Below are 15789 nucleotides of genomic sequence, written 5' to 3'. Positions count from 1 at the left end.
GCTGCAAGCGGAACCCTGCGTCCGAGGGTGCGCCTCACCGAATGAATTTGCAAGTAAGGCGCAAAGGCATGTAAGGAAGGGAAACCCGCAATCAGAAAATTAGTTTAGCATTAAACTATCAGGTGCCCGATGACCGATAAGAGCAAAGACAACCTGCGCCAAGCCGCGCTGGACTACCACAAGTACCCCAAGCCGGGAAAACTGGAGATCCGCGCGACCAAGCCGATGGCCAACGGACGCGACCTTGCACGCGCCTATAGCCCCGGCGTGGCCGAAGCCTGTATCGAGATCAAGGACGATGCCAGCACCGCCCGCGACTACACTGCGCGCGGTAACCTCGTCGGCGTTGTAACCAATGGCTCGGCGGTTTTGGGCCTTGGCAACATCGGCGCGCTCGCCTCCAAACCGGTCATGGAAGGCAAGGCTGTCCTGTTCAAGAAGTTCGCGAACATCGACTGCTTCGACATCGAACTTAACGAACCCGACCCCTACAAGCTCGCTGAAATCGTCTGCTCGCTGGAGCCGACCTTCGGCGCAATCAACCTCGAAGACATCAAGGCACCTGACTGCTTTATCGTCGAGAAGATCTGCCGCGAGCGCATGAACATCCCCGTATTCCACGACGACCAGCACGGCACCGCTATCGTCGTCGGCGCGGCAGCGACTAACGCGCTATACGTTGCGGGCAAGAATTTCGAAGACGTCAAGGTCGTCTCCACCGGCGGCGGCGCGGCGGGCATCGCCTGCCTCAACATGCTGCTGAAACTTGGTGTGAAGCGTGAAAACGTCTTCCTCTGCGACCTTCAGGGGCTGGTCTACAACGGCCGCGAACTCGACATGACCCCGCAGAAAGCCGAATACGCCCAAGGCAGCGAGCCGCGCACCCTGTCGGATGTGATCGAAGGCGCTGACCTGTTCCTCGGCCTCTCCGGCCCCGGCGTTCTGAAGCCGGAAATGGTCGCCAAGATGTCGGATCGCCCGATCATCTTCGCCCTCGCCAACCCGACGCCGGAAATCCTGCCCGACGAAGCCCGCGCGGTAAAACCCGACGCAATTATCGCCACCGGCCGTTCGGACTACCCGAACCAGGTGAACAATGTGCTCTGCTTCCCGTTCATCTTCCGCGGTGCGCTGGACGTCGGCGCGACCGAGATCAACGATGACATGCAGATCGCCTGCGTCGAGGGCATCGCCGCCCTCGCCCGCCAGACGACCTCTGCCGAAGCTGCCGCCGCCTACCAAGGTGAAAAGCTGGCGTTCGGCGAAGACTACCTGATCCCCAAACCGTTCGACCCGCGCCTCATGGGCGTCGTCGCCTCCAGCGTGGCGAAGGCCGCAATGGAAACCGGCGTTGCCGAACGTCCGCGCGAGGATATGGCCGAATACAAGAAGTCGCTCGATGGCTCGGTGTTCAAGTCCGCCCTCCTTATGCGCCCTGTGTTCGAGGCCGCCCGCACCGTCACCCGCCGCATCGTATTCTCCGAAGGCGAAGACGAGCGCGTGCTGCGTGCCGCTCAGGCGATCATTGAGGAAACCACGGACTCGCCGATCCTTATCGGCCGTCCCGAGGTTATCGAGACCCGCTGTGAACGTGCCGGCCTGAAAATCCGCCCGCGCATCGACTTTGAAGTCGTGAACCCTGAAAACGACCCGCGTTATTACGATTACTGGACCACGTATCACACCCTGATGGCCCGCCGCGGTGTCACCCCCGACCTCGCCAAGGCCATTATGCGCACCAACACCACCGCCATCGGCGCGGTCATGGTGCAGCGCGGTGAAGCCGACAGCCTCATCTGCGGCACCTTCGGCCAGTTCCTGTGGCACCTCAAATACGTCAACGAGATCCTTGGCCGCGAAGGTCGCCACCCCGTTGGCGCGCTGTCGATGATGATCCTCGAAGACGGCCCGCTGTTCGTGGCCGACACCCAGTGTCACCCTGAACCGACGCCCGAGCAGATTGCGGAAACCGTCGTCGGCTGTGCCCGTCACGTCCGCCGCTTCGGCCTCAACCCGAACGTCGCGCTCTGCTCGCACTCGCAGTTCGGCAACCTCGACACCGCGTCGGGTCGCAATATGCGCGCCGCTCTCGAAATCCTCGACAGCCAGCCGCGTGACTTCTGCTATGAGGGCGAAATGCACATCGACGCGGCCTTCGACGTCGCCCTGCGCGAACGCATCTTCCCTGATAGCCGCATGACCGGTCCGGCCAACACGCTCGTGTTCGCCAACACCGACGCGGCATCGGGCGTGCGCAACATCCTCAAGATGAAAGGCGGCGGCCTTGAAGTCGGCCCGATCCTCATGGGGATGCAGAACAAGGCGCACATCGTGACGCCGTCGATCACCCCACGAGGCCTCCTGAATATGTCGGCCATCGCGGGCACGCCAGTCGCCCACTACAGCTAAGACACCGAGGCCCGACTTTGCAAAGTCGGGCCTTTTTTCTGTCATTCCGCATAGAACGCGTCAGTTTGCAAAAATTTGCAGACCGGAAAGCGTCTTTATGCAAATTTTTTGGCTCAAAGCGCCGCACTTATCGCTAACAATGTTGCCCGCCTCTTCGCTCGTCGCCTACACCTATGAGGTAACGAGAGGAGGAGCTCGAAACATGGCATATAAGGACGTCTACGACGCTTGGAAATCGGACCCCGAGGGGTTCTGGATGGAGCAGGCCAAGGCCATCGACTGGGTCGAGCCACCGAGCAAGGCTCTCTGGGACGACAATGCTCCGATGTACGAATGGTTCGCCGATGCAAAGGTGAACGCCTGCTATAACGCCGTGGACCGCCACGTCGAAAACGGCCGCGGTGAACAGACCGCAATCATCTACGACAGCCCGATCACACAGACCAAGCGCCAGATTTCCTATCTGGAACTGCGCAACCGCGTCGCCAACCTCGCGGGCGCACTGCGCGCCAAGGGCATCGAAAAGGGCGACCGCGTCATCATCTACATGCCGATGGTTCCCGAAGCTCTCGAAGCCATGCTGGCCTGTGCCCGCCTCGGTGCAATCCACTCGGTCGTCTTCGGCGGCTTTGCGGCGCATGAACTTGCCATCCGCATCGACGACGCCAAGCCCAAGGCGATCATCGCGGCCTCCTGCGGCCTCGAGCCGGGCCGTGTCGTCCACTACAAGCCGCTCCTCGACGCCGCCATTGATCAGGCCACGCACAAGCCCGACTTCTGCGTGATCTTCCAGCGCGAACAGGAAGTCGCCCAGCTCGTCGAAGGCCGCGACTACAACTGGCACGGCTTTCAGTACGGCGTCGAACCCGCTGAGTGCGTTCCCGTCGAAGGCAACCACCCCGCCTACATCCTCTACACCTCCGGCACGACCGGCCAGCCCAAGGGCGTCGTCCGCGACACCGCAGGCCACCTCGTCGCGCTGAACTGGACGATGAAAAACGTCTACAACGTCAATCCGGGCGAGACCTTCTGGGCCGCTTCGGACGTAGGCTGGGTCGTCGGCCATAGCTACATCACCTACGGCCCGCTGGTGCACGGCAACACCACCATCGTCTTCGAAGGCAAGCCCATCGGCACCCCCGATCCAGGCACATTCTGGCGCATCATCGAAGAATACAAAGTCCGTTCGTTCTTTACTGCCCCGACCGCCTTCCGCGCTGTCAAACGCGAAGACCCGACCGGCGAATATGTGAAGAAGTACGACCTGTCGAACCTGCGCACCGTCTACCTCGCAGGCGAACGCGCCGACCCCGATACGATCAAATGGGCGCAGGAAAAGCTGGGCAAGCCGATCATCGACCACTGGTGGCAGACCGAGCTTGGCTATCCCGCCGTCGCCAACCCCGTCGGCATCGAACTCCTGCCCGTCAAAATCGGCTCCCCGTCCGTGTCCCTCCCCGGCTATGCGTTCAAGATTGTCGATGACGAGGGCAAGGAACTGCCGCGCGGCGAACTGGGTGCCATCGTCACCCCGCTCCCGCTTCCACCCGGCACGCTGCCGACCCTGTGGAACGCCGAGGACCGCTTCAAGAAAGCATACCTCACCAACTTCGCAGGCCACTATGAGACCGGCGATGCTGGCATGATCGACGAGGACGGATACCTCTACATCATGGCCCGTACTGATGACGTCATCAACGTCGCGGGCCACCGCCTCTCGACAGGCGCGATGGAAGAAGTCCTCGCCTCCCACCCTGACGTGGCAGAATGTGCCGTGATCGGCGTGGGCGACGACCTCAAGGGCCAACTCCCGCTCGGCTTTCTGTGCCTCAACGCAGGCTGCAACCGCGAGCACGCCGACATCGTCAAAGATGTCGTCACCATGGTCCGCCAGCAGATCGGCCCCGTCGCGGCCTTCAAACTGGCCACTGTTGTCGACCGCCTGCCGAAAACCCGCTCGGGCAAAATCCTGCGCGCCACGATGGTGAAAATCGCCGACAATCAGGACTTCAAAGTGCCCGCCACGATCGACGATCCCACCATCCTCGACGAGATCAAAGTCTCACTCCAAGGCCTCGGCTACGCGAAGGGCTGACCTGCCTTTGTGCTGAAAATATCCCGGGGGAGCGGCAACGCCGCGGGGGCAGAGCCCCCACCCCGCCAAAACAAAAAGACCTCCCGGAACAAACCGGGAGGTCTTTTCTATTCTAGGCACGAAAGCGTTAGTGCTTCAGGCCAGCTGCAAAGCTATCTACCTGACGCTCGGCTTCTTCCTGAGCGATACCATAGCGCTCCTGAATCTTGCCGACGAGCTTGTCACGATTGCCTTCGGCTTCGGTCAGCTCGTTATCGGTCAGGTCGCCCCACTGGGCCTTAGCCGAACCTTTGAATTGCTTCCAATTACCTTCGATCTGGTTCCAGTTCATAACTGATCCTCCAATGCTAATGCGGCTCCTTGCCGCGCTTGGAGAGACAACCGTTTCAGGGCGCAATGGTTCCGTCGAATGCTTTCTCGTCGCTGTAGATTTCCAGCGGCAAACCATCGGGATCGGCAAAGAAAGCAAAGCGTTTGCGGGTTACAGGGTCAATTCTCACATCTTCGACATCGATGCCTTTTGCCTCCAGCCACTCCTTCGTAGCGGCCACATCACCGACGCGGAACGCGATGTGGCGCAGGCCCTGCGCCTCGGGATAGCTGGGGCGTTCGGGCGCGCCGGGGAAGGTGAACATCTCCAGCTGGGTGCCGTCGGGCAGTTCGAGGTCCAGCTTCCAGCTGTCCCGCTCCGCGCGGTGGGTTTCGGCCACGATGCGCAGTTCAAGCTTTTCGCTATAGAATGCCTTCGACCGCTCGTAGTCCGAGACGATGATCGCGATATGGTGGACGCCGCGTAGCATCAGACGAATTGCTCCTGAATGAGACGCTCTTCCAGCCCGTGCCCGGGATCAAAGAGGATACGGTGGGTCACGCTGTTCTCGCTGCGGATCTCGACGCGGCTGACATCACGGAAGGAACGGCCATCGGCGTCGGCCATGACGGGGCGCTTCACGGGGTCGAGCACATCGAACTGCACCACCGCCTTTTTCGGCAGCAGCGCACCGCGCCAGCGACGCGGGCGGAACGCGGCGACGGCGGTCAGCGCCAGAACATCGGCACCGATCGGCAGGATCGGACCGTGCGCGGAATAGTTATAGGCGGTCGAACCTGCAGGCGTGGCAACCAATGCGCCGTCACAGACCAGTTCGGGCAAGCGAATGCGGCCATCGACGGTGATGCGCAGACGGGCTGCCTGCGGGCCTTCGCGCAGCAGGGAGACCTCGTTGATGGCGAGCGCCTTGCGCACCTCGCCCTTGTTGTTCCACGCGGTCATGGAGAGCGGATTGAAGTGTTCCTCCTCCGCCGCCGCCAGACGGAACAACAGGTCTTCCTCGTGGTATTCGTTCATCAGGAAGCCGACGGTGCCGCGGTTCATGCCATAGACAGGCACAGTCAGATGCTCGGTCGCATGAAGGGTTTCGAGCATGAACCCGTCACCGCCCAAGGCGACGATGACCTCGGCCTCTTCCATCGGTCGGTTGCGGTAACGCCCCACAAGCCGGTCCAGCGCGTTTTGCGCGGTCGGCGTTTCGCTGGCAACAAACGCGATCCTGTTCATCGGGCACTCCGTGTCTTCGCCCCTATGGGTAACAAAGGTTTAGCGAAGGTACAGTGCCGAAAACCCTTTCAAAGCGAAAAATCCGCCGGTTCGGCGGCGGAACACCTATTCGCTTCGTTTTCATATTCATTATGACGCTTTCGCGCATTTACGTAACGACGCCGCCCCACTAAACACAGGCCCAACGCAACGCTTGTCAGAGGTCCCGCTTCATGACCGCCACCGATAACGGCTTTTTCACCGAAAACCTTGAAACCCGCGACCCCGACCTGTTCGACGCCATCCAGAAGGAACTGGGTCGTCAGCGTCACGAGATCGAACTGATCGCTTCGGAGAACATCGTCTCCAAAGCCGTGATGGAAGCCCAAGGCTCCGTCATGACCAACAAGTACGCCGAAGGCTATCCAGGCAAGCGCTACTACGGTGGCTGCCAGTACGTCGACATCGCCGAGAACCTCGCGATCGAACGTGCCTGCAAGATGTTCGGCTGTGAATTCGCCAACGTCCAGCCGAACTCGGGTTCGCAGGCGAACCAGGGTGTGTTCCAGGCGCTGATCAAGCCGGGTGACACCATCCTCGGCATGTCGCTCGACGCAGGTGGTCACCTGACCCACGGCGCACGTCCGAACCAGTCGGGCAAGTGGTTCAACGCAGTCCAGTACGGCGTTCGCCAGCAGGACCAGCAGATCGACTACGACCAGATCGAAGCCCTCGCTGAAGAGCACCAGCCCAAGCTGATCGTCGCTGGTGGCTCGGCCATCCCGCGTATCATCGACTTCGCCCGTATGCGCGAAATCGCTGACAAGGTCGGTGCTTACCTCATGGTCGACATGGCGCACTTCGCTGGTCTCGTCGCCGCAGGCATCTACCCGTCGCCGTTCCCGCACGCTCACGTTGCAACCACCACCACCCACAAGACCCTGCGCGGTCCGCGTGGCGGCATGATCGTCACCAACGACGCCGACATCGCGAAGAAGGTCAACTCGGCCATCTTCCCGGGGATCCAGGGTGGCCCGCTGATGCACGTCATCGCTGCGAAGGCCGTTGCTTTCGGTGAAGCGCTGCGTCCGGAATTCGTCGACTACCAGAAGCAGGTTGTCGCCAACGCTCAGGCGCTGGCTGACGAACTGATGAAGGGTGGCCTCGACATCGTTACCGGCGGCACCGACAGCCACCTGATGCTCGTCGACCTGCGCCCCAAAGGCGTGAAGGGCAACGAGACCGAGGCAGCTCTGGGCCGTGCGCACATCACCTGCAACAAGAACGGCATCCCGTTCGACCCCGAAAAGCCGACCGTTACATCGGGCGTCCGTCTGGGCTCGCCGGCTGCCACCAGCCGCGGCTTCAAGGAAGAAGAGTTCCGCCAGATTGCTCGCTGGATCGTCGAAGTCGTCGACGGCCTTGCTGCCAACGGCGCTGAGGGCAACGCCGAGATCGAAGAAAAGGTCAAAGCCGAGGTCGAAGCCCTCTGCAAGCAGTTCCCGGTCTACCCGACCCTCTGATCTGTTCTGGACTTAATTGAGAAGGGCCGCAGCATCACGCTGCGGCCTTTTTCGTTGGCCGCTGGCGCGGCGCTAGGGAGGGGCGCTGCCCCCTCTGCCCTGCGGGCATTCACCCCCGAGGTATTTTGGTCAGAATGAAGGGCGGCGGGGTGTTGCTTTGTCCTTTGGCTGGTATAGCTGCGGGGAAGAGGTGAACGATGCTGAATACCATTCTCCACGGTGAAAAAACCGGTAATCCCGATCTTCTGATCGCCCATGGCCTGTTCGGGTCGGGCCGCAACTGGGGCGTCATTGCAAAGCGGCTGTCTGACGAGCGGCGCGTTGTGGCTGTCGATATGCGCAACCACGGGAGTAGCGAATGGTCGGACGTGCACGACTATCCGCATCTGGCGGGTGATCTGGCCGAGGTGATTGACGGGCAGTGGGATGTGCTGGGGCATTCGATGGGCGGTAAGGCGTCGATGATGCTGGCCCTGACGTATCCTGAGAAAGTGCGCAAGCTTGTGGTCGCTGACATCGCGCCTGTGGGCTACGCGCATACCCAAAGCGACAATATCGAGCGGATGCGGGGCGTTGATCTGTCGGTCGTGAACCAGCGGTCTGATGCGGTCGCGCAGCTTGGCGATATTGACGACGGGCTAAAGGCGTTCTTCCTCCAGAGCCTTGATCTGAAAGAGAAACGCTGGAAGCTGAATTTGGACGCGCTGGAAGCGAACATGGACGCGATCATCGGTTTTCCCGAAATGAGCGGCCAGTTCGAAGGGCCCGCGTTTTTCCTGTCGGGCGCAGAGTCGACTTATGTTCTGCCTGAATATCGTGCGCGGATTAAAGAACTGTTTCCGAACGCCGTTTTCGCGAAAATTCCTGGTACAGGGCACTGGCTTCATGCCGAGAAGCCTCGGGAATTCGAGGCAGCTGTGCGCAGTTTCCTGAATGCATAAAAGCGGAGGGCCGGAGTGATCCGGCCCTTTCGTTTAGGCGAAGTTCGATGTCATCAGTGCGAGGCTGGTGAGGCCCACCATGGCGACGATGTAGCTAAAATACAGTGTCTTCATAGTGTTAGACCTTTTCGTCGCGTCTGACCGACCAGTGCGGGTCGGATTTGCCGATGGCGCGGGTGACGGCCCAGCTTACCGGAATGGAAACGATCAGGCCGGTCACTACAGCCAGCGTTAACGCGTAGCCCGTATAAAATCCCAGCGCGAGAACCATGATGATGGCGGCGCCAGCAAGGGCGGAAGCGGTCATCAGGGCGACGACCCAAAGTAAAGCACGCATAACTTGCTCCTCATCAAGCTTTGGAGAGTAACGTGCAAAAGGCGGGCTTCGTTCCCTGACGTGTTCGTGACGGAACCGCGCGGCGGCTTAGGCGTTGGATTGGCAAGCAATTGAAAGGATGCAAAACCATGTCTATCCGCAAAGAAATCGAACACGATCCGCGCCACGCTCTCATCGAGAAAATGGACGATACCCGCGTTGGTATGCTGGGTGTCGAAGGCTCGTCGCAGCACATGCAGCCGATGACCCATTTCACCGATTGGGACACCAATACCCTTTATTTCATTACATCTTCGGACACCGATCTGGTGCGTGCCGTGGGCCTTGGTGGCCGCGCGCATTACTGCGTTGTCGGCAAGGATCAGGATTTCCACGCCTGTCTCGCAGGTACGCTCGAGCAGGTCGAGGACGAGGCCAAACTGGACGAGCTCTGGTCGCCCGTGGCCGGTGCGTGGTTCGAGAAGGGCCGCGAAGACCCGAAGGTCACGCTGCTGCGCCTGACGCTGGCTGACGCCTCGGTCTGGGGCTCGACGGAAAGCGCGCTGCGGTTCGGCTTCGAGATCGCGCGCGCGAACATGGATGAGGACCATCTGCCGGATGTGGGCATCCACAAAACCTTCCGCTTCGCGGCTTAACGTTTACCTTTTTCAGGGCCGTCCCATTGGGGCGGCCTTTTTAGATACCGACGCCCGAAATGAGGGCGGTGGTGGTGAGGAATCCTAGGAAAATCAAGTAGGTGGCTGAAACGTAGGTCATCTGTTAACTCCTTTGGCTTGGGAGTGATACGGGCGTGCGCGGGGTTTCCGTCGCGGGTTAGCGCGCGTACATCGCTTTGGCGACGAGCCACGTGACCGGCAGTGCTGCGACGAAGCCCAAAGCTGCTGCGATTACAATGGGTTGCAGGGCGTCCTGCCCCATCACAAGTGCCGCCACGACGAAGGTGCCGGCGAGCGTGGTGGAGATCAGGGAGTACAAAACGGATGCGAGACGGAGCATTTGGGGCACTTTCCTGTTACATCCCGATATTCTCATAAATTAACATCCCCCGCCTTGAGCCATGTCAACCAGCCCTGCGCACGGTGCCTTAACCACGTTTTCGCGGGGGTGCGATACGTTGAGTCCGCACCCTATCGGGGGGCGAAAAGGGTGCGGTTGGAAGGATTGTGAATCGGGCGATTGCACCTGAATCCGACACTTCGCACCCTAATCGCCCCCGAAAAAGGTGCGATCACAGGCCGCAAAAGGAGATGCCCATGGGCGTGGCACCGTTACGCAAGCTTTCGCTGACAGATTTTCGCATCCACGCGTCAAAAAATGTGAACTGGGTCATAGAGAACAACGCCCACATCTGGCTGCTCAAACACGGCCGCCCCGCCGCAGGCGTCGTCCCCGCCCACCACATGCGCGCGCTCGACCGGATGATGGGCAAACCGATGGACCAGCACGAAAGCGAAATGCAACGCATCCTACAGGACTGGCGCTTCGCCAAACTCCACATCGAACACTACGAACTGACCCAAGAGGCCGAGAGAGTCTTACGAGAGTTCAGGGTGAGACAGGCGCTGAGTGGGGAGTGAGTTCAAACACTCAGGAAGTGTTCAGGACTTCCTGAGCTTTGATCCCTGCTTTAGAAGCCAGAACGAGCCTTCAGTTCATCCAGATAGGCTTCGTTTACAACCTCGCACAAAATGTCGGGCTTCTCGAACCCACGAGAGCTACACCACAGCTCAAACTCTTCAACTTCACAGTATCGCATTTGCAATATCCTTATTGATATCAAGCACCTGTCGGTTTTGTTGGAGATTTTCCTACAGATGTCTTGCGTGTTACGCTCAGCCCCGATATCAATTTGTTGCAACAGAATGATTCTCGGTGCTTCTGAGAAGCATACATGAGAGGTGTGACCGCGACAAATTATTGGGTCCACTTTTATCGAATTACTATCTTTGACATTGTGAGATCGGGCGTATTACTCGGCTATAACGCCGAGTGTTGTAAGCACGTTTCGCCCCTTTACCATAGCCGGTGATCACCCATGGCAACCAATTAGCCATATGGCGACAACGCGCGAAAAGGTGCGGTCAAATCCCGCTCACAGACCAAGACACCTTCGGGCAATTGGGTGAAGCGAGACACCAAAACCGGACGTTTTATGGATCAGAAGACCTCTAGCAAAACGCCCTTCGAAGGTGTCCGGAAAGAAAAGTAACGAAAAGCCCCGCTCTAGGCGGGGCTTTTTTTGTTTAGTTATCCATCTTCAGCGCGTTGATGAAGGCTTCCTGCGGGATCTCCACCTTGCCGAACTGGCGCATCTTCTTCTTACCGGCCTTCTGCTTATCGAGCAGTTTGCGCTTACGGGTGGCGTCGCCGCCGTAGCACTTGGCGGTCACGTCCTTGCGCATGGCGGCGATCGTCTCGCGGGCGATGACGCGGCCACCGATGGCGGCCTGCACGGGGATCTTGAACATGTGGCGGGGGATGAGGTCTTTGAGCTTTTCGCACATGACGCGGCCACGGGCTTCGGCGCGGTCGCGGTGGACCATGATCGACAGCGCGTCCACAGGCTCTTCGTTGACGAGGATCGACATCTTCACGAGGTTGTCCTCGCGGTATTCGAGCATCTGGTAGTCGAAGGAGGCATAGCCCTTGGTCACCGACTTGAGGCGGTCGTAGAAGTCGAACACGACCTCGGCCAGCGGGAGGTCGTATTCCACCATAGCACGGGTGCCCGCGTAGGTGAGGTTGAGCTGCACACCGCGGCGGTCCTGACAGAGCTTGAGCACATCGCCGAGGTATTCGTCGGGCACCATGATGGTGGCCTTGATGCGCGGCTCTTCGATGTGTTCGACCAGTGTGAGGTCGGGCATGTCGGCGGGGTTGTGCAGGTCGCGGACCTCGCCGTCGCGCAGGTGGATCTTGAAGACAACCGACGGCGCGGTGGTGATCAGGTCGAGGTCGTATTCGCGTTCGAGGCGGTCACGGACGACTTCGAGGTGGAGGAGACCGAGGAAGCCCATGCGGAAGCCGAAGCCCAGAGCGGCCGAGGTTTCCATCTCGTAGGAGAAGGAGGCGTCGTTGAGGGCGAGCTTCTCGATGGCGTCGCGCAGGTCTTCGAAGTCGTTGGCGTCCACGGGGAAGAGGCCGCAGAAGACGACCGGCTGGGCAGGCTTGAAGCCCGGCAGCGGCTTGTCGGTGCCTTTTTTCTCGTGGGTGATGGTGTCGCCGACGCGGGTGTCGCGGACCTGCTTGATGGAGCCGGTCCAGATGCCGATTTCGCCCGGGCCAAGCTCGGGGATGTCGACCATCTTGGGCTTGAGGACGGCGAGTTTATCGACGCCGTAGACAGCGCCGGTCTGCATCATCTTGATGCGGTCGCCCTTTTTGATGACGCCGTCCATGACGCGGATCATGACGACAACGCCGAGGTACGGGTCGTACCACGAGTCGACCAGCATGGCCTTGAGCGGCGCGTTGCGGTCGCCGGTGGGAGCGGGCAGTTTCTGGACGATGGCTTCGAGCACTTCGGGGATGCCGAGGCCGGTTTTGGCGGAGATCGGGATCGCTTCGGACGCGTCGATGCCGATGACGTCCTCGATGTTTTCCTTCACGCGCTCGGGCTCGGCGGCGGGGAGGTCGACCTTGTTCAGGACGGGCACGATTTCGTGGCCTGCGTCGATCGCCTGATAGACGTTCGCGAGGGTCTGCGCTTCGACACCCTGCGAGGCATCGACGACCAGCAGCGAGCCTTCGACCGCCTGCATGGAGCGGGAGACTTCGTAGGCAAAGTCGACGTGACCGGGCGTGTCGATCAGGTTGAGGATGTAGGTTTCACCGTCCTTGGCCGGATATTCGATGCGGACGGAGTTCGCCTTGATGGTGATGCCGCGTTCGCGTTCGATGTCCATCGCATCGAGCATCTGTGCCTTCATGTCGCGTTCGGCCACGGTGCCCGTCATCTGGATCAGACGGTCTGCCAGAGTGGATTTACCATGGTCGATGTGCGCAACGATCGAGAAGTTGCGGATGTTCTTCAGCTCGGTCATCGTAGTCGGCCCTATAGGGGGTGAATTAACGGCCTCCTATGAGGCCGAACGCCACTTTTTGCAAGGGGTGAACGCGGAATACGGGCGCTGTGACGCGCGGTATTCCCCTGCCCTTACTTCAGGCGGCGGGCCATGAGGATGCTGAGCAGCAGAAGCGGCAGGAAGAGCCCGAAAGCGGTGCGGATACCGAAGCCTTCGGCGACGAAACCGATGACGGGCGGCGCGAAGAGCATGACCCCTTGGAACACCAGCGCAACCGCGGCCACGTTATCGGCTGCGGGGCGGTCGCCAAGGCGCGCGGCAGCGGAAATGGTCAGCGGATAAACGGGCGCGATGCCCATGCCGACAAGCGCGAAACCGAGGATCGCGACGTAGGCATTCGGGGCGATGGTGACGATCAGCAGGCCCACGAAAGCGGTGATCGCGGCAAGGCGGCCCATCGCGGGCGCGCCCATCCGTTCGACCAGACGGTCGGCGGTCAGGCGCACGAGCGCCATCGCGAGGACGACGGTCGGGGCCGCGACGCCTTCGAGCGCGCGAGAGATGTCGAATTCATCGCGCATGTAGATGGTGGACCACGTACGGCTCGCGCCTTCCAGAAGGTCGCCGCCGACCGCGTAGGCCAGCAGGCCGAAGACCGCGAGCGTGGGCAGGACAAAGCGGCGCTTGGGGCCGGACTGGACCTCTCGCGGCGGGCATTCGGTCATGGGACCGGTGAGGACGACGGTAAGGACCGCGTAGATCACGCCGAAGATCAGGAAATGGATGAAGGGCGAGATATGCTGCGCACGGATCGCAGCGGAGGCTGCGGTGGAGGCGAAGAACATAACGCTCCACAGCCCGTGGCAGCGGTTCATCAGGCGGCCCGTGGTGGCAGCCTCGACCCTGTCGGCCTCGACGTTGATACCGATGTTGGACAGCGACATCATCGCGCCGAAGACCAGCAGCGATGCGGCCAGCACCGCGCCCGAGGTCGCTGAGGCCGCAGCCATGATCGCGCCCAGCATGATGAGGTTGGTGCCGATAATCAGGCGGCGGGTGCCGAAACGGTCCACAAGCGAGGTCGACAGCACAAAGACGATCACCGCGCCGACGGTGCCGCAGGCGAGGATGTAGCCGAGCTGCGATTCCGACAGGCCGAGCGCAAGCTGGATATCGGGGATACGCATGTTGAGCGCAGCGGCCATAATGCCCTGCACGGCAAACACCATCAGCATACGGCGGCGGACGGCGCTTTCGTCCATCATCGGGGCGGTCATCGTCATAGCTCCGCCCCCTCCAGCTCACGGGCGCGACAACCAGTGGTAGACAAAGGCCGGATTCTGTCAATCCGCAGAACCGCACAGCGTTCTGTTGCCTTGGCCCTGATTGGCGATCATTGTACGGCCAAAGACAGGGGGGCGCGCCACATGGACAGGTCCATCAAGAGCATTGCAGAGTATTTCGAGAAAGCGAACACGTGGCGCGAAGAGATGCTGGCGCTCTACAGGATCGTTCAGGAAGAGGCCGAGGGCGAGCCTGTGTCGCAGGCGCTGAAGTGGTCGCAGCCGTGTTTTACGTGGGACCCTGATGCGACCAATATGATTGTGGTGAGCAGCTTCAAGGACGGGGCCACGCTGAACCTGTTTCGCGGTGCGCTGCTGTCCGATCCCGAGGGTGTGTTGATCGTTCCGGGCGAGCACTCGCGCGCCGGTCGTTTCCTGCGCTTCACAAGCTTAGAGGCGATCCATGAAAACGACGCGCTGATCCGCGCGACGATTCAGGAGGTTTTCGGGCTGCACCGCGACGGGAAGAAGGTGGACTTCCAACAGAATCGCGAGGTCGACTATCCCGAGGAACTGATCGCGAAAATGGAAGCCGATCCCGATTTTGCCGAAGCGTTCGAAGCACTTACGCCGGGCCGGAGGCGCGGATATCTGATCTTTTTCGTAGGGGCCAAGCAATCCCAGACCCGCACAAATAGAATAGACAAGTACGAAGACAAGATCCGCGCTGGCAAAGGAATGCAGGATCGCTGAGCGCTCGCGCGGATGTGAGGCATCCTTTTGCGCACGTAGACAGTGGCCACACGTTCTGGCAGTGTTAAGTAAGGCATTAGACCTGATGACACCGGATAACGCGGGCGCAGGTCACGACATCAGCAGGACGATCCATGACGCGCTTCATTTTTGCAGCTTTGGCTGTACTGACTCTGACATCATGTGGCGGAAGCCGTGTGAGTGGTGACGTCGGCAAGGCATGTATGAGCGCGGGCCGATCACAAGCAAATCCCGAGCTGTGTTCCTGCGTCCAGCGCGCCGCCAACGTGACCCTGCGCGGGTCGGATCAGGCGCGCGCGGCAGAGTTCTTTGTCGATCCGCAGAAAGCGCAGGACATGCGCCAGTCGGACAACTCGGGCCACGAGGCGTTCTGGCTGCGCTATAAGGCTTTCGTTGCGACCGCCGAGGCTATCTGCCGCTAACGAGCGTTTCGGCTGCTTGCTGGATGATGTTCAGGCAGCCTTCGAAATCACGCGAATAATAAGGGTCCGGCACGGGACCATCCGCGAAAAGGCGCACCTCTGTGGTGTCGCCTTTCGGCTGCATGTCGAGCACGGTTTCGAGGTTATCACTGTCCATGCACAGGATCAGATCGAACCTGCCAAAGTCCGCGCGGGTGAACTGGCGGGCGCGTAGGTCGCTCATGTCGATACCGCGCTTGCGGGCGGCGTCCTGCATGGGGGTGTAGGGCGGCTCTCCGATATGCCAGCGGCCCGTCCCTGCACTATCGAGCGTCCAGTGGGGCGCGAGCGAACGGACGACGGCTTCGGCGGCGGGGCTGCGGCAGATGTTGCCGAGACAGACGAAAAGAACGGAAGGCTGGGTCATGTGCCGCACCATAATCGCGGCGGCGCGGGGCGCAAAC

At 60.6% G+C, this 15789-nt stretch carries 16 protein-coding genes; 8 read left to right on the top strand and 8 right to left on the bottom strand.

The window, feature by feature from the left end:
• Positions 1-129 precede the first annotated feature (129 nt).
• Both HCZ30_RS07705 and prpE read left to right on the top strand, forming a co-directional pair.
• On the top strand, positions 130-2409 hold the full coding sequence (locus tag HCZ30_RS07705; protein WP_167637701.1) for an NADP-dependent malic enzyme: 2280 nt from the start codon (positions 130-132) through the stop codon (positions 2407-2409).
• A 202-nt stretch (positions 2410-2611) separates the two neighbouring features.
• Positions 2612-4504: a propionate-CoA ligase PrpE gene (gene prpE / locus HCZ30_RS07700; protein ID WP_167637700.1), complete on the top strand. Its 1893-nt coding sequence runs from the start codon at positions 2612-2614 to the stop codon at positions 4502-4504.
• Positions 4505-4631: 127 nt separating this feature from the next.
• On the opposite strand, the gene HCZ30_RS07695 is transcribed toward prpE, so the two are convergent.
• From HCZ30_RS07695 to HCZ30_RS07685, 3 genes are read right to left on the bottom strand one after another with little or no spacing between them, the layout of a single operon-like run.
• Positions 4632-4835 (bottom strand): CsbD family protein, encoded by a 204-nt coding sequence (locus HCZ30_RS07695; RefSeq protein WP_167637699.1) that lies wholly within the window; start codon positions 4833-4835, stop codon positions 4632-4634.
• 55 nt (positions 4836-4890) lie between these two features.
• A complete protein-coding gene (gloA2, locus tag HCZ30_RS07690; RefSeq protein WP_167637698.1) occupies positions 4891-5304 on the bottom strand; it encodes an SMU1112c/YaeR family gloxylase I-like metalloprotein in 414 nt (137 codons plus the stop codon).
• The gene (locus HCZ30_RS07685; RefSeq protein ID WP_167637697.1) at positions 5304-6062 is read right to left on the bottom strand and encodes an NAD kinase; all 759 of its coding nucleotides are present in this window, start codon (positions 6060-6062) and stop codon (positions 5304-5306) included. Before HCZ30_RS07685 ends, gloA2 begins: the two co-directional genes overlap by 1 nt.
• A gap of 212 nt (positions 6063-6274) precedes the next feature.
• On the opposite strand from HCZ30_RS07685, the gene glyA reads away from it, so the two are divergent.
• Positions 6275-7564: a serine hydroxymethyltransferase gene (gene glyA / locus HCZ30_RS07680; RefSeq protein ID WP_167637696.1), complete on the top strand. Its 1290-nt coding sequence runs from the start codon at positions 6275-6277 to the stop codon at positions 7562-7564.
• 197 nt (positions 7565-7761) lie between these two features.
• Positions 7762-8505, top strand: coding sequence for an alpha/beta fold hydrolase (locus tag HCZ30_RS07675; RefSeq protein ID WP_167637695.1), 744 nt, complete (start codon positions 7762-7764; stop codon positions 8503-8505).
• A gap of 118 nt (positions 8506-8623) precedes the next feature.
• Here HCZ30_RS07675 and HCZ30_RS07670 read toward each other — a convergent pair whose 3' ends face one another.
• Complete coding sequence (locus HCZ30_RS07670; protein WP_167637694.1) at positions 8624-8842, bottom strand: hypothetical protein; 219 nt, start codon at positions 8840-8842, stop codon at positions 8624-8626.
• A gap of 128 nt (positions 8843-8970) precedes the next feature.
• Here HCZ30_RS07670 and HCZ30_RS07665 point away from each other — a divergent pair, with 128 nt between their 5' ends.
• Positions 8971-9477 (top strand): pyridoxamine 5'-phosphate oxidase family protein, encoded by a 507-nt coding sequence (locus HCZ30_RS07665; RefSeq protein WP_167637693.1) that lies wholly within the window; start codon positions 8971-8973, stop codon positions 9475-9477.
• 178 nt (positions 9478-9655) lie between these two features.
• Here HCZ30_RS07665 and HCZ30_RS07660 read toward each other — a convergent pair whose 3' ends face one another.
• Complete coding sequence (locus HCZ30_RS07660) at positions 9656-9838, bottom strand: CTP synthetase (protein ID WP_167637692.1); 183 nt, start codon at positions 9836-9838, stop codon at positions 9656-9658.
• Between the two features lie 257 nt (positions 9839-10095).
• Between HCZ30_RS07660 and HCZ30_RS07655 the strand changes: the two genes are divergently transcribed.
• Positions 10096-10419, top strand: a complete 324-nt coding sequence (locus HCZ30_RS07655; protein WP_167637691.1) for a hypothetical protein — start codon at positions 10096-10098, stop codon at positions 10417-10419.
• A 666-nt stretch (positions 10420-11085) separates the two neighbouring features.
• On the opposite strand, the gene lepA is transcribed toward HCZ30_RS07655, so the two are convergent.
• Together lepA and HCZ30_RS07645 are read right to left on the bottom strand one after the other, a co-directional pair.
• Positions 11086-12885 carry a translation elongation factor 4 gene (gene lepA / locus HCZ30_RS07650; protein WP_167637690.1) on the bottom strand — a complete coding sequence of 600 codons (1800 nt, stop codon included), beginning with the start codon at positions 12883-12885 and terminating at the stop codon, positions 11086-11088.
• 113 nt (positions 12886-12998) lie between these two features.
• Positions 12999-14150 (bottom strand): MFS transporter, encoded by a 1152-nt coding sequence (locus tag HCZ30_RS07645; protein ID WP_167637689.1) that lies wholly within the window; start codon positions 14148-14150, stop codon positions 12999-13001.
• 144 nt (positions 14151-14294) lie between these two features.
• Here HCZ30_RS07645 and HCZ30_RS07640 point away from each other — a divergent pair, with 144 nt between their 5' ends.
• Positions 14295-14903: a YdeI/OmpD-associated family protein gene (locus HCZ30_RS07640; protein ID WP_167637688.1), complete on the top strand. Its 609-nt coding sequence runs from the start codon at positions 14295-14297 to the stop codon at positions 14901-14903.
• A gap of 134 nt (positions 14904-15037) precedes the next feature.
• Positions 15038-15346, top strand: a complete 309-nt coding sequence (locus HCZ30_RS07635) for an arginine transporter (RefSeq protein WP_167637687.1) — start codon at positions 15038-15040, stop codon at positions 15344-15346.
• Here HCZ30_RS07635 and HCZ30_RS07630 read toward each other — a convergent pair.
• Positions 15333-15752 (bottom strand): low molecular weight protein-tyrosine-phosphatase, encoded by a 420-nt coding sequence (locus HCZ30_RS07630; RefSeq protein ID WP_167637686.1) that lies wholly within the window; start codon positions 15750-15752, stop codon positions 15333-15335. The genes HCZ30_RS07635 and HCZ30_RS07630 overlap by 14 nt on opposite strands.
• Positions 15753-15789 lie beyond the last annotated feature (37 nt).

This window comes from Marivivens donghaensis (assembly GCF_011806565.1).
In the GTDB taxonomy this organism is placed as follows: Bacteria; Pseudomonadota; Alphaproteobacteria; order Rhodobacterales; family Rhodobacteraceae; genus Marivivens; species Marivivens donghaensis_A.
Note: the sequence above shows the minus strand (reverse complement) of the source record. Positions and strands in the feature narration are given on the sequence as shown.

What these genes read in the sequence shown, in the direction of transcription:
- HCZ30_RS07635 (WP_167637687.1), top strand. Translation starts at nt 15,038, where the DNA reads ATGACGCGCTTCATTTTTGCAGCTTTGGCTGTACTGACTCTGACATCA.
- HCZ30_RS07660 (WP_167637692.1), bottom strand. Translation starts at nt 9,838, where the DNA reads ATGCTCCGTCTCGCATCCGTTTTGTACTCCCTGATCTCCACCACGCTC.
- HCZ30_RS07685 (WP_167637697.1), bottom strand. Translation starts at nt 6,062, where the DNA reads ATGAACAGGATCGCGTTTGTTGCCAGCGAAACGCCGACCGCGCAAAAC.
- HCZ30_RS07665 (WP_167637693.1), top strand. Translation starts at nt 8,971, where the DNA reads ATGTCTATCCGCAAAGAAATCGAACACGATCCGCGCCACGCTCTCATC.
- HCZ30_RS07705 (WP_167637701.1), top strand. Translation starts at nt 130, where the DNA reads ATGACCGATAAGAGCAAAGACAACCTGCGCCAAGCCGCGCTGGACTAC.
- gloA2 (WP_167637698.1), bottom strand. Translation starts at nt 5,304, where the DNA reads ATGCTACGCGGCGTCCACCATATCGCGATCATCGTCTCGGACTACGAG.
- glyA (WP_167637696.1), top strand. Translation starts at nt 6,275, where the DNA reads ATGACCGCCACCGATAACGGCTTTTTCACCGAAAACCTTGAAACCCGC.
- prpE (WP_167637700.1), top strand. Translation starts at nt 2,612, where the DNA reads ATGGCATATAAGGACGTCTACGACGCTTGGAAATCGGACCCCGAGGGG.
- HCZ30_RS07640 (WP_167637688.1), top strand. Translation starts at nt 14,295, where the DNA reads ATGGACAGGTCCATCAAGAGCATTGCAGAGTATTTCGAGAAAGCGAAC.
- HCZ30_RS07655 (WP_167637691.1), top strand. Translation starts at nt 10,096, where the DNA reads ATGGGCGTGGCACCGTTACGCAAGCTTTCGCTGACAGATTTTCGCATC.
- HCZ30_RS07630 (WP_167637686.1), bottom strand. Translation starts at nt 15,752, where the DNA reads ATGACCCAGCCTTCCGTTCTTTTCGTCTGTCTCGGCAACATCTGCCGC.
- HCZ30_RS07670 (WP_167637694.1), bottom strand. Translation starts at nt 8,842, where the DNA reads ATGCGTGCTTTACTTTGGGTCGTCGCCCTGATGACCGCTTCCGCCCTT.
- lepA (WP_167637690.1), bottom strand. Translation starts at nt 12,885, where the DNA reads ATGACCGAGCTGAAGAACATCCGCAACTTCTCGATCGTTGCGCACATC.
- HCZ30_RS07645 (WP_167637689.1), bottom strand. Translation starts at nt 14,150, where the DNA reads ATGACGATGACCGCCCCGATGATGGACGAAAGCGCCGTCCGCCGCCGT.
- HCZ30_RS07695 (WP_167637699.1), bottom strand. Translation starts at nt 4,835, where the DNA reads ATGAACTGGAACCAGATCGAAGGTAATTGGAAGCAATTCAAAGGTTCG.
- HCZ30_RS07675 (WP_167637695.1), top strand. Translation starts at nt 7,762, where the DNA reads ATGCTGAATACCATTCTCCACGGTGAAAAAACCGGTAATCCCGATCTT.